Genomic DNA, 11016 nt, shown 5'->3' with positions numbered 1-11016 from the left:
TAGGGGGACAGGATGCAGGTAGTTGCCGTCGATATTGGCGGGACCCACGCCCGCTTCGCGATTGCGGAAGTGACGGGGGGAAGGGTCGTTTCCTTGGGTGAAGCGGTCACGCTGAAGACCGCCGAACACGGGTCTTTCCAGCTCGCCTGGGAGGACTACGGGCGGATCGTCGGCAGGCCGTTGCCGTCGGCAGCAGCGATCGCAGTTGCGGGTCCGGTTGGCGGCGAGATCATCAAGTTCACCAACAATCCGTGGATCATCCGACCGGCTCTGATTCCCGAAAAGCTCGGTGCGGAACGCTACGTGGTGGTGAACGATTTTGCCGCCGTGGCTCATGCAGTGGCGCAGGCGGACGATAGTCATTTCCTGCATCTCTCCGGCCCGGAAACGGATTTGCCATCCACTGGCGTGATCAGCGTCGTCGGCCCCGGCACCGGCCTCGGTGTCGCGCAACTCTGGCGGAACGAAAGCGCATATCGCGTTCAACCGACCGAGGGCGGGCATATCGATTACGCGCCGCTCGATGCGATCGAGGATGCGATCCTCGCAGGCCTGCGCAAGCGTCATCGCCGGGTATCGGTCGAACGTGTCGTGGCAGGGCCGGGCATAGTCGACATCTACGAGGCTCTCGCGCTGTTGGAAGGGCGCCCATACACCCCCCGCACGGACCGCGAGCTTTGGGAACTCGGCACTTCAGGTGGCGATAGCCTGGCGGCGGCGGCGGTTGACAGATTCTGCCTTTCGTTGGGCAGCGTTGCCGGCGACCTCGCGCTTGCGCACGGTTCGACTGGCGTGGTGATGGCGGGCGGACTTGGCCTGCGCATCAAGGACACGCTAGTGCGATCGGGATTTGCTGACCGGTTCCGCGCCAAGGGTCGCTTCGAAGGGCTGATGGCGGCGATCCCGGTGAAGCTGATTACCCACCCGCAGCCGGGCCTGTTCGGTGCAGCAGCAGCCTACGCCCAAGCCTATCCAGACTGATCAATGTGTGGATAGGCGTGCGGTGCCGCGTCCGCCTATGGATGGGACCAGATAGACCGGCATTCTCGCTTTAATCGGGCAATTAATTCTGGTGGATTCGTTCTGCCGAAGCGGTATTGCTTGGGTCGGAAGCATGAATGCGGATGCCGAAGGAGAAGGTGCCCAGATGGAATACGAGACCATTCGCGTCGAGCGTGCAGGCGATGTCCTCAAGATCGTGCTGAACCGGCCGGAGCGGCTGAACGCCTGTCCGCCGAACATGGCGCTTGAACTGGCCAATGCCGTCAACGATCTCGGTGGAGCACGTGCCGTCGTGATCACCGGAGAGGGCCGCGCGTTTTGCTCCGGCGCTGATCTTGCCGCGCGGGGTGATCGCTCGATTGCAGGCGGGCGAGGTGCCTACACTGCGCTGACGCAGGCCTATAATCCCTTGATGCTTGCATTATCGCGCCTGCCGGTTCCGGTGGTCACGGCGGTCAATGGACCTGCGGCAGGCGTCGGATGCTCGATAGCGCTGGCAGCCGATTTCGTGATCGCCGCCCGCAGCGCCTACTTCCTCCAGGCTTTTGTCAACATTGGGCTCGTGCCCGATGGGGGCGCCTCATGGATGCTTACGCGTCTTGTCGGCAAGGCGCGCGCCACCGAGATGATGATGCTGGGCGAGAAGATCGGAGCGGAGAAGGCAGAAAGCTGGGGCCTGATCTACAAGGCTGTGGACGATGCCGCTCTCCAGGACGAGGCGATGGCTCTGGCTACCCGACTGGCAGCAGGGCCAACGGTTGCCCTCGGCGTGATGCGGCAGAACATCGCCAAGGCGCTTGAAGCGGACTACGCCAGCGCCTTGCTCGTCGAAGCCGAAGGACAATGGAAAGCCGGCGACAGCGCCGATGCGGCCGAAGGTGGAAAGGCGTTTCTCGAAAAGCGCAAGGCGGCGTTCACCGGCAAGTAAACCCTTGATATGCGGATGGTCTACCCCACTTCAGGGGTATGACCACCCGCAGGATCTGGACTATCGGCTATGAGCAGGCAACCGTGCCTGCGGTGATGAAAGCGCTGCGTGAGGCGGGCGTTGAGGTGCTTGCCGATGTCCGGGCCCTTCCTCTGTCTCGCAGGCCGGGCTTCTCTAAGTCGGCGTTGGCGGCAAATGCGCGCGACGCCGGGATCGAGTATGTGCATTTCAAGGCGCTCGGAACCCCGGCCGAAGGACGCGCGGCGGCACGGCGCAACGATCACGCAACTCTCGAGCGGATTTACGAAGGCCAGCTCGAACTTCCCGAAGCGATTGCGGCCGGTGCCAGGTTGGCCGACATGGCAAGCGAGCGCAAGGTTGCTCTGCTCTGCTATGAGCGCGAGGCACACGGCTGCCATCGCACCTTGCTGCGGCAGGCCATCTTGCCGGACTTCGAGGTGATCGACCTGATCCCCGTGGACGCTGCCTAGGCGCGCAATTCCTCATCGAGGAACGCTGCCACGTCGGCGAGGTCGACGTCCTTTGCAAGGAATGTCTGCCCGATCCCCCGCATCAGCAGGAAGGGCAAGGTGCCTGCGTCCATTTTCTTGTCGTGCAGCATGTGGTCCACAAGGCGGCGGCCATCGCAGGCAAGGCCAAGCGATTGCAACGATGATGGCAGGCCGACCGCTTCCATGTGGGCCGCTATCCGACGCGCATCCTGTCCGTTCATGAGCCCTCGACGTGCCGAGAAGCGCGCGGCGAGTACCATGCCCAGGGCAACGCCTTCCCCATGGAGCAGGCGGTCCGAAAAGCCGGTCTCCGCTTCCAGCGCGTGGCCAAAGGTGTGGCCAAGGTTCAGCAACGCGCGGATTCCGGCAGTCTCCTTCTCGTCTGCGGCGACGATCCGGGCCTTTGCTGCAACGCTCCTGGCAATTGCAGTTTCCCGCGCGCCGCTGTCACCTGCGAGCAACCTTGTCCCATTGGCCTCGCACCATTCGAAGAAGGGCGCGTCGTCAATCAGGCCGTACTTGATGACCTCGGCGTAGCCTGCACGGGTGTCGCGCAAGGGCAGCGTGTCGAGGGCCAGCGGATCGGCGAGTACCAGCGAGGGCTGGTGGAATGCGCCAACCAGGTTCTTGCCGGCGGGCGTGTTGATTGCGGTCTTGCCCCCGACACTGGAATCGACCTGGGCAAGGAGCGTGGTGGGAATCTGGACGAACCCGCAGCCCCGCTTGACCATCGAGGCGGCAAATCCCGTCAAGTCTCCGATCACGCCTCCGCCGAGGGCAACGATGTTGTCCTTGCGCTCGACTTCCAGTGCCAGCAGCCAGTCGACAACTTCGGCGAGGCACTGCCAGCTCTTGGTGCTTTCGCCGGCGGTCAGAACGAGCCATTCGCTGCGGATGCCTGCAGCCGTGAATGAGGCCGCAACCACTTCGCGCCAATTTGCGGCGACGTTCGCATCGGTGATAACGGCAACACGGTCCTTGCGCAGGAATGGCCGGCAATGCTGGCCCGCATTGGACAGCAGCCCTGCCTCGATGCGCACTTCGTAAGGGGCGCCAGCGATGGCGACGGGGATCACAGCCATTTGTCGATTGCCTTGAGTATCTTGTCGGCAGTCACATGATGCGGCTGCGCACTGCTGGTGACGTGAATCGGGGCCTGGGAGTAGAACGGTTCCCGTTCTGCCTTGAGGCGAGCCAGGATCTCGCGCGGGTCTCCCGACCGAAGGAGGGGGCGGTTGTCCTTCCGGCCTACCCGCTCGACAAGGGTTTCGACGTCACTGTCGAGCCAGACTGCAATGCCTTTTTCAAGGATCAGTGCGCGGGTTTCGGCATTGCAGAACGCTCCGCCGCCGGTGGACAGCACCTTGCGATCCGTGTGCTGCCCTGTGCCCATCAGGCGAACGATGACGCGACGCTCACCATCGCGAAAATATTGTTCGCCATAGGTGGCAAAAATCTCGGGGATTGGCATGTGTGCGGCGCGTTCGATCTCTTCGTCCGCGTCAAGGAAAGGCAGGTGCAGCATTGTCGCCAGCTTTCTGCCGACGGTCGTCTTTCCCACGCCCATCATGCCGACGAGTACCAACGGTCGTGCAATCCGCCGCGCGATGCGGGCGATTTCGGACGAGCTGAGCGGATGCGCGTCATGTTCCATTGCCGCGCCGCCTATACTTGCGCTAGTGCCCGTTGCAAGCACCGCCTCGACTGCACGGCGGTGCAAAAGGGTTTGTCGTCTGGTACCGGGTGGTTGAATGAAGAGGATTGCCGTGGTCGCTCTGGCAGCAGTTGTAGTGGTGGCCTTGTTGACGGTGATCTGGATCAGGGGTGGAACACAGCCGATGCAGTGGGTTGAACAGCCGGTCGGCGAACCTCCGGTCGGGGGCAATGCGCAGTGAGCAGGCCTGTGTCCGGAAGGATGACGTTCTGGCTGGGCGGGGTTGCTGCCCTGGCTTCCCTGTCCGGGGCCTTGCTTGCGCAGGAATCCCTGCTCCCGCCGGGCTTTGATAACCCTCCTGCGCCCACGCGCCCTGCGCCACAGCGTTCCAGCGCCCCGGCACCGGCACCGGCACGTAACGCGGCTCCCGCGGCAGTGCGTCCAGCTGCATCGGGATCGGCGGCTCCCATGCCGACAGCTTCGCCTGTCGTGCAACCGTTGCCCGACACGGTGCAACCCGTAGCCACGACCGGGGGCGGTCTCAGCGATCAGGCATTGCTCGATTCGATCGACCCGGCACTCCTCGCCAAGCTGATAGATTCGGCGAGGCCCAAATCGGACATTCCGCCGGCCGGACGGCGCAGCCTCGATGTCGTGGGCGTGATCGACCAGAGCGATGGCGGTTTCCCGGTCGGCTCGACGCATTACCTCAACGGCCCGTTCGTCGAGGGCGTGATCACGAAGATGCGCGGACGCTTCGTGTCGCGCTGGGGCCACATCCTCGCACGCAGGGTGATTGCCAGCAGGCTGGCAACACCTGTCGGCATGAACGGGGCGGACTGGGCGGCGATGCGTGCGCAGCTGCTGCTGCGCATGGGCGAAGCGGACGCGGCGCGGGCGATGGTGCAATCGGTCGACAGCGGAAATTTCACCCGTGGCCTTGAGGACGCCGCGATGGCGAGCTTCCTTGCCACGGCGGATCCCGTCGGGCTGTGTCCCATCACAGCGCTAACTGCCGCAGGCCGGCCCGGGTGGGACTGGGAACTTTCGCGTGCGATCTGTTCTGCCTTCACCGACGAAGGGTCGACCGCGATGGCCACGCTCGACAAGGCCTTGCGCAGGGGAACCGGAACCAAGATCGACATCTTGCTGGCACAGAAGTTCGCCGGAGCGGCAACGAACGCGCGGCGTGCTGTCAAGATCGAGTGGAACGATGTGGAGGCACTGACGCCCTGGAGCATCGGCATGTCCTTTGCCACAGGGCTTGAGCCTCCGGAGGACCTGCGCAAGAAGGCTGGCGAGAACTATGCCTTGCTGGCGGCGCGGGCGCCGATGCTCTCCATTTATTCACGGGCCGCGGCTGCCGATGTTGGCGCTGCACGTGGCGTACTGTCGTCGCGGTCACTGATCGACCTCTACAGCGCGATCTATGCTCAGCGCGATGCCGAGGCAGCAGACGCCACTGAGGATGAATGGACCCAGCGGGCAGCGACCCTGCGCACCGCCTATGTGGCCGAGGCGCAGGAAGACCGGCTTGACGCGATCCGCAGCCTGTGGGGCGATGGCAATGATCCGGAGCGGGCCTATGCAGGGCTGGTCCTAACATCTCATGCATCAGCACGGATGGTCCCCTCCGAGGCACTAGCCGATAGCGCGGCGCCCTTGATTTCGTCGATGCTGACCGCCGGACTCGATCGCAACGCGATAAAATGGGCACCGTTTTGCCCGGTTGGAACGGAGGCCTGGGGATTGCTGGTCCTGTCAAATCCGGGCCGGGCGAACCGGACTGGGTCTGAAGGGCTGAACGCATTCGCTGACAATGACGACTCCGATAACGCGATCAGATCGCGCTTCCTGCTTGCGGGCATGATGGGGCTCGAGCGGGTCGACCCTGCCGCCGCGCGCGACTTTGCAGGCAAGCTGGGCGTTGATTTCAACCGGCAGACTCGTTGGACCCGGGCGATCGATCAGGCTGCGGCGTCGAACAATCAGGCCTTGGTGGCTTTGCTTGCGGCCTTTGGCATGCAGGGCGATGGCTGGGGCCGGATGACCCCGTTGCACCTCTATCATGTGGTGTCGGCCCTGCACCGTGTCGGGCTCGATAACGAGGCGCGCATGATTGCTGCCGAAGCCGTCGCTCGCGTCTAAGGGGGTGAAAGCCAGGGCAGAGCCTGCAGTCGAAGATTTTCTGTCGATGCTGGCTGTCCAGCGCGGAGCGGCACCCAATACAATCGCCGCCTATCGCCGCGATCTTGCGGGTGCGGCCGAGGCGATCGGGTGCTTGTCGACAGCAACGCGCGAAGACATTTCGCGGCTTTCGGTCGCCTTTGCGGACCTGGCGCCAGCCTCGCTGGCACGAAAGTCTTCGGCTTTGCGGCAGTTCTACGGCTTCCTTGTCGACGAAGGGGTGAGAGAGGACGATCCGTCCGGCGCCTTGCCACGGCCAAAGACCCGTCGCCCTCTCCCCCGCCTGCTCGGCCATGAGGAGATCGGCGCTCTTTTCAGGCAGGCGGAAGAGGATGCCGCGTCCCGAACTCCGGAGGGTCTGCGGATGCTGGCGCTGTTGGAGCTTCTCTACGGGTCTGGCCTGCGAGCGACTGAGCTGGTTTCGCTCCCATTGGCCGCGGTGCCTCGTGATGCACCGTTCCTGACGATCACGGGAAAGGGAGGGACGCAGCGGATGGTGCCGGTTTCCGCCCGGGCCGTGAAGGCGTTGTCCGATTGGCTGGTAGCGCGGGGAGGGGGCGGGCGATTCGTCTTCCCATCGCCGCGAGGTGGGTTCCTGTCGCGCGTTCGATTGTTCCAGTTGCTAAGGGATTTGGCGCTTCGGGCTGGCCTGGACCCGGAAAAGGTCAGCCCGCATGTGCTGCGCCATGCCTTCGCCACCCATCTCCTGGAGGGCGGCGCTGACCTGCGCGTGTTGCAGACCTTGCTGGGCCACGCCGATATCGCGACCACGCAGATCTACACGCACGTTGATTCCGCGCGTCTGGTCGCCCTCGTAAACCAGCGTCATCCGCTTGCCCGGAGTTGACCAAATCCGCGCTCGCGCCTAGCGGATTGGCCATGATTTCCTACCTCGAGTTCGAAAAGCCGGTCGCAGCGCTGGAAGCCCGCATCGCCGAACTGCGCCAGACTGCGCAGGGCGGAGACATCGACATCTCGTCCGAGATCCGCAGGCTTGAAAGCAAGTCGGCCGAATTGCTTGCCAGCACGTACAAGGCGCTGACCCCTTGGCAGAAGACGCAGGTTGCACGGCACCCTTCACGTCCGCATTTCAAGGACTACGTCGAGAAGATCTTTACGGATTTCATGCCTTTGGGCGGGGATCGTCTGTTCGGTGAAGATCAGGCGATCGTCGGTGGTTTCGCCAAGCTGGATGGTCGCCGGCTCATGCTTATCGGCCATGAAAAGGGCAACGACACCCAAAGCCGCATTCGCCACAACTTCGGCATGGGCAAGCCCGAAGGCTATCGCAAGGCGATCCGGCTGATGGAATTGGCGAGCCGATTCGGGCTGCCTGTCGTGACGCTTGTGGATACCTCGGGAGCCTTCCCGGGCGTAGAGGCGGAAGAGCGCGGTCAGGCTGAAGCAATCGCAAGGTCAACGGAGGCCTGTCTTGCGCTGGGCGTTCCGATGGTGGCGACCATTGTGGGCGAGGGCGGATCCGGCGGCGCAGTGGCGCTGGCAAGCGCAGAACGCGTCCTGATGCTAGAACATGCCGTTTATTCGGTCATTTCTCCCGAAGGATGTGCCTCTATCCTGTGGCGTACGGCCGAGAAGGCCGCAGACGCGGCAGAGGCGATGAAGGTGACGGCGCAGGATCTGCTTTCGCTTGGCGTGATCGACCGCATCGTGCGCGAACCCGTTGGAGGAGCGCATCGCGATCCTGACGCGACCTGTGCGCTCCTGGGCAAGGCCATCGGCGAAGAGCTCGATGCCCTCGTCGGAAAGCCGGCGGACGAGCTGCGCCAGATCCGGGCAGAACGCTTCCTGCGCATCGGCGCCTGATCGCGGGCGCCATCTGGCGCTCGGGAACCGGATTTGCGACAAGACGGTTATCGGACCAGTCCCGTAGCGGGCGGGTGTTCTGCACTCGCGTCCCGCTAGACCTTCGCCTTGGGGAGTTGAAGATGCCGTTATTCCGCCGTTCGCGTGCAGCGTTTCTGACTGTGTCAGTCATCGCGATGTCGTCTCTGCCTGCGTGTGTCAGTCAAACTGGCAGCCCGGCAAGCGCGCAAGGCGCGACGCAGGCTATCAGCGCAGCCGACAAGAAGCAGGGCGCCGAGGCGCATCCACAACTGCTTCAGGAATTTGGCGGAGCGATGACGGGGGCGCAGGCCACCTATGTCGAAACGGTGGGCAAGAATATCGCGATCCAGTCCGGCCTCAGCAACGCCCGCGGTGATTTCACCGTCACCTTGCTGAATTCCCCGGTCAACAATGCTTTCGCCATCCCCGGTGGCTATGTCTACGTAACGCGTCAGCTTGCGGCGCTGATGAACAACGAGGCCGAACTGGCCGGCGTGCTGGGGCATGAAGTCGGTCACGTGGCCGCACGCCACGCGGCCAAGCGCGAAAGCCAGGCGACTCGCAATTCGTTGCTCGGAGCGCTTGGATCGATCCTGTCGGGTGCCTTGCTCGGTAACAGCGCCCTCGGCCAGCTTGGCCAGCAGATTTTCTCGACCGGCAGCCAGTTGCTGACTCTCAAGTATTCGCGCGGGCAGGAAACCGAAGCGGACAACCTCGGGATCACCTATCTTCAGCGGGCAGGCTACGATCCTCGGGCGATGTCGACAGTTCTGCAGAGCCTTGCCAACCAGAACGCACTTGATGCCAGCGTTAAGGGGACGACGAATCAGGTGCCGGAATGGGCCAGCACCCACCCTGACCCCGCGTCGCGTGTCCGGGCAGCATTAACCCGAGCGGGCAACACCACCGGAAGAACGAACCGCGATACCTTCCTCGCTGGCATCAACGGGCTAACCTATGGGGATGATCCTGCCCAAGGCATCGTCGACGGTTCCAGCTTCGTGCATCCCGCTCTGCGGCTTGCCTTCCGGGCCCCCAATGGCTTCTACCTCGTGAATGGCACGCGGGCCGTCTCCATCTCCGGGCAAAGCGGGAAGGGCGAGTTTTCGACCGCAGCATATAGTGGAAATCTCGAGAATTACGTGCGCTCGGTCTTCACCAAGCTGTCAAGCCAACAGCAGCTCGCGCCTGCAACGCTTGAACGGACCACGGTCAACGGCATCCCCGCCGTCTACGGTACAGCCCGCGTAAACAGCGGCAATGGACAGGTTGACGTTGTGGTGTTCGCGTATGAATTCGGCCCGCAGCAGGCCTATCACTTCACGACCATCAGCCAGGCTGGGCAAGCCTCACAGTTCGATACCATGTTCCGGTCCATCCGGAGAATCAGTGCAACCGAAGCATCGGCGGTCAAGCCTCGCCGTCTGTCGGTGGTCACTGTAAAATCGGGCGACACTGTCGAATCCCTGGCGAAGCGGATGGCTTATACCGACCAGCCGCTGCAACGGTTCCTGGTGCTCAACGGTCTTTCCTCAGGGAGCCGTCTGGTTGCGGGGCAGAAGGTCAAGCTGGTCGTCTATTGACGCTGCTTCTTCTGAATTTTCGACGAACATACGAAAAGAGGCAGGTGCCATGGCACCTGCCTCTACAAATCCTCTGGCGAGGCGCCGACTATTAGTTGGCCTTGTCAGCGGTGTCCATGTCGGTCGACACGTCGGTGAAGGTGTTGCTCAGCGATTTGCCCAGCGAGGTCATCGCGCCGATGGCAGCAACAGCAACGAGGGCAGCGATCAGGCCGTATTCGATCGCGGTGGCACCTTCGTTGTTGGCGAGCAGGTCACGGAAAAGCTTCATGTTCGGTCTCCTAGAGGTGGTGCTTCATTCTTCCCGTCCCGCCCCATTTTGTCCCCGGAGCGAGCATTCGTACTCTTACTTACAAAAGACTAAGGATTCGTTAATCCGTATTCGTCTTCTGGTTAGTGTTTTCATCTACAGTGACGTACAAGTTGTACAAAGCTGCGGTGAAGTTCTTCATGCCAAAGGTGGCAGCAAGGCCGATCAACGAGATAAGTAAACCGTATTCGACAGCTGTAGCGCCGCAATGGTTACGGAAGATTTTCAGAAGAAGGGTCTTCATTTCCGTTTCCATGGTTGCAGCGTAGGTTGGTCTACGTTGCCATTCCTAAGAAAAGGTTGATAGGCGCGCGGAATGGAAAAATTCTCGACAGTCATGATCGTCGTGGCGGTAGCGATCCTTGATCGGGCAGGGCGCGTGCTGATGCAACAACGCCCCCCGAACAAGCAGCACGGCGGCCTCTGGGAGTTCCCCGGCGGCAAGGTGGAGGCGGGGGAGACCCTCGCTGCCGCGGTTGTAAGGGAAATCGACGAAGAACTCGGCCTTGCGATCGACGCAGAAGCCCTGTTCCCGATTTGCTTTGCCAATGATGCGCTGGCCTCCAGCTCCCGGCAGATCCTCCTTTTGCTCTATGGCGCGCGAATCTGGGGTGGCGTGGCAATGGCCAAGGAAGCTGGGAGCGCCATCCGCTGGGTAGACGCCAAGGAACTGGCAGCTCTGCCGATGCCCCCGTTGGACATTCCGCTAGCCCAGGCGGTAATTCCTCTGCTTGGGGGTTGCCAAAGGTGAATCAGCCCCCTAAAGGCGCGTCTCCCAAGCACCCGTAGCTCAGCTGGATAGAGCATCAGACTACGAATCTGAGGGTCGGACGTTCGAATCGTTCCGGGTGCGCCACCTTCCCCCGGGAAGGTGATTCGGGAGGGCTGTGCCGCTGGTTCAGCCACGACATGATGGTGAGCACCCGTAGCTCAGCTGGATAGAGCATCAGACTACGAATCTGAGGGTCGGACGTTCGAATCGTTCCGGGTGCGCC

Annotated in this window: 13 protein-coding genes and 2 tRNA genes; 11 read left to right on the top strand and 4 right to left on the bottom strand. The window is 62.6% G+C overall.

Annotated elements, in window-relative coordinates; all coding sequences use genetic code 11:
• The first annotated feature begins 12 nt into the window (after window positions 1–12).
• The 3 genes from AC1Q5P_RS01340 to AC1Q5P_RS01330 all read left to right on the top strand — a co-directional run bounded on the left by AC1Q5P_RS01340 (window position 13) and on the right by AC1Q5P_RS01330 (window position 2421).
• Window positions 13–981 carry a glucokinase gene (locus AC1Q5P_RS01340; protein ID WP_492478003.1) on the top strand — a complete coding sequence of 323 codons (969 nt, stop codon included), beginning with the start codon at window positions 13–15 and terminating at the stop codon, window positions 979–981.
• A 166-nt stretch (window positions 982–1147) separates the two neighbouring features.
• A complete protein-coding gene (locus AC1Q5P_RS01335; protein WP_039332424.1) occupies window positions 1148–1930 on the top strand; it encodes an enoyl-CoA hydratase-related protein in 783 nt (260 codons plus the stop codon).
• Window positions 1931–1968: 38 nt separating this feature from the next.
• The gene (locus tag AC1Q5P_RS01330) at window positions 1969–2421 is read left to right on the top strand and encodes a DUF488 domain-containing protein (RefSeq protein ID WP_492478004.1); all 453 of its coding nucleotides are present in this window, start codon (window positions 1969–1971) and stop codon (window positions 2419–2421) included.
• Here AC1Q5P_RS01330 and aroB read toward each other — a convergent pair.
• The gene (aroB, locus tag AC1Q5P_RS01325; RefSeq protein ID WP_492478005.1) at window positions 2418–3524 is read right to left on the bottom strand and encodes a 3-dehydroquinate synthase; all 1107 of its coding nucleotides are present in this window, start codon (window positions 3522–3524) and stop codon (window positions 2418–2420) included. The genes AC1Q5P_RS01330 and aroB overlap by 4 nt on opposite strands.
• The gene (locus AC1Q5P_RS01320; protein ID WP_039332172.1) at window positions 3515–4096 is read right to left on the bottom strand and encodes a shikimate kinase; all 582 of its coding nucleotides are present in this window, start codon (window positions 4094–4096) and stop codon (window positions 3515–3517) included. Before AC1Q5P_RS01320 ends, aroB begins: the two co-directional genes overlap by 10 nt.
• A 97-nt stretch (window positions 4097–4193) precedes the next feature.
• On the opposite strand from AC1Q5P_RS01320, the gene AC1Q5P_RS01315 reads away from it, so the two are divergent.
• From AC1Q5P_RS01315 to AC1Q5P_RS01295, 5 genes are all read left to right on the top strand, one after another.
• A complete protein-coding gene (locus AC1Q5P_RS01315) occupies window positions 4194–4337 on the top strand; it encodes a hypothetical protein (RefSeq protein ID WP_156135713.1) in 144 nt (47 codons plus the stop codon).
• A gap of 227 nt (window positions 4338–4564) precedes the next feature.
• Window positions 4565–6244: a hypothetical protein gene (locus AC1Q5P_RS01310; protein ID WP_492517925.1), complete on the top strand. Its 1680-nt coding sequence runs from the start codon at window positions 4565–4567 to the stop codon at window positions 6242–6244.
• Between the two features lie 46 nt (window positions 6245–6290).
• The gene (locus tag AC1Q5P_RS01305; RefSeq protein ID WP_492517997.1) at window positions 6291–7130 is read left to right on the top strand and encodes a tyrosine recombinase; all 840 of its coding nucleotides are present in this window, start codon (window positions 6291–6293) and stop codon (window positions 7128–7130) included.
• 32 nt (window positions 7131–7162) lie between these two features.
• Entirely contained in the window at window positions 7163–8107 is a 945-nt protein-coding gene (locus AC1Q5P_RS01300; protein WP_492517924.1) for an acetyl-CoA carboxylase carboxyltransferase subunit alpha, read from the top strand.
• A gap of 176 nt (window positions 8108–8283) precedes the next feature.
• Entirely contained in the window at window positions 8284–9711 is a 1428-nt protein-coding gene (locus AC1Q5P_RS01295) for a M48 family metalloprotease (protein WP_169745700.1), read from the top strand.
• A 91-nt stretch (window positions 9712–9802) separates the two neighbouring features.
• On the opposite strand, the gene AC1Q5P_RS01290 is transcribed toward AC1Q5P_RS01295, so the two are convergent.
• Together AC1Q5P_RS01290 and AC1Q5P_RS01285 are read right to left on the bottom strand one after the other, a co-directional pair.
• Window positions 9803–9982: a Flp family type IVb pilin gene (locus tag AC1Q5P_RS01290; RefSeq protein ID WP_492517923.1), complete on the bottom strand. Its 180-nt coding sequence runs from the start codon at window positions 9980–9982 to the stop codon at window positions 9803–9805.
• Between the two features lie 100 nt (window positions 9983–10082).
• Window positions 10083–10265, bottom strand: a complete 183-nt coding sequence (locus tag AC1Q5P_RS01285) for a Flp family type IVb pilin (protein WP_193826635.1) — start codon at window positions 10263–10265, stop codon at window positions 10083–10085.
• 72 nt (window positions 10266–10337) lie between these two features.
• Here AC1Q5P_RS01285 and AC1Q5P_RS01280 point away from each other — a divergent pair, with 72 nt between their 5' ends.
• From AC1Q5P_RS01280 to AC1Q5P_RS01270, 3 genes are all read left to right on the top strand, one after another.
• Window positions 10338–10772, top strand: a complete 435-nt coding sequence (locus AC1Q5P_RS01280; protein WP_492517922.1) for a (deoxy)nucleoside triphosphate pyrophosphohydrolase — start codon at window positions 10338–10340, stop codon at window positions 10770–10772.
• Between the two features lie 28 nt (window positions 10773–10800).
• Window positions 10801–10877: transfer RNA gene (locus AC1Q5P_RS01275), tRNA-Arg, on the top strand.
• A gap of 63 nt (window positions 10878–10940) precedes the next feature.
• Window positions 10941–11014 (top strand) — tRNA-Arg (locus tag AC1Q5P_RS01270).
• Window positions 11015–11016 lie beyond the last annotated feature (2 nt).

Source organism: Novosphingobium sp. GW835-FHT14H07, from assembly GCF_058793515.1.
Note: the sequence above shows the minus strand (reverse complement) of the source record. Positions and strands in the feature narration are given on the sequence as shown.

Bases quoted from the DNA above. Each gene is read 5' to 3' on its own strand.
- AC1Q5P_RS01340 (WP_492478003.1), top strand. From the start codon at position 13: ATGCAGGTAGTTGCCGTCGATATTGGCGGGACCCACGCCCGCTTCGCG.
- AC1Q5P_RS01335 (WP_039332424.1), top strand. From the start codon at position 1,148: ATGGAATACGAGACCATTCGCGTCGAGCGTGCAGGCGATGTCCTCAAG.
- AC1Q5P_RS01330 (WP_492478004.1), top strand. From the start codon at position 1,969: ATGACCACCCGCAGGATCTGGACTATCGGCTATGAGCAGGCAACCGTG.
- aroB (WP_492478005.1), bottom strand. From the start codon at position 3,524: ATGGCTGTGATCCCCGTCGCCATCGCTGGCGCCCCTTACGAAGTGCGC.
- AC1Q5P_RS01320 (WP_039332172.1), bottom strand. From the start codon at position 4,096: ATGGAACATGACGCGCATCCGCTCAGCTCGTCCGAAATCGCCCGCATC.
- AC1Q5P_RS01315 (WP_156135713.1), top strand. From the start codon at position 4,194: ATGAAGAGGATTGCCGTGGTCGCTCTGGCAGCAGTTGTAGTGGTGGCC.
- AC1Q5P_RS01310 (WP_492517925.1), top strand. From the start codon at position 4,565: ATGCCGACAGCTTCGCCTGTCGTGCAACCGTTGCCCGACACGGTGCAA.
- AC1Q5P_RS01305 (WP_492517997.1), top strand. From the start codon at position 6,291: ATGCTGGCTGTCCAGCGCGGAGCGGCACCCAATACAATCGCCGCCTAT.
- AC1Q5P_RS01300 (WP_492517924.1), top strand. From the start codon at position 7,163: ATGATTTCCTACCTCGAGTTCGAAAAGCCGGTCGCAGCGCTGGAAGCC.
- AC1Q5P_RS01295 (WP_169745700.1), top strand. From the start codon at position 8,284: ATGTCGTCTCTGCCTGCGTGTGTCAGTCAAACTGGCAGCCCGGCAAGC.
- AC1Q5P_RS01290 (WP_492517923.1), bottom strand. From the start codon at position 9,982: ATGAAGCTTTTCCGTGACCTGCTCGCCAACAACGAAGGTGCCACCGCG.
- AC1Q5P_RS01285 (WP_193826635.1), bottom strand. From the start codon at position 10,265: ATGAAGACCCTTCTTCTGAAAATCTTCCGTAACCATTGCGGCGCTACA.
- AC1Q5P_RS01280 (WP_492517922.1), top strand. From the start codon at position 10,338: ATGGAAAAATTCTCGACAGTCATGATCGTCGTGGCGGTAGCGATCCTT.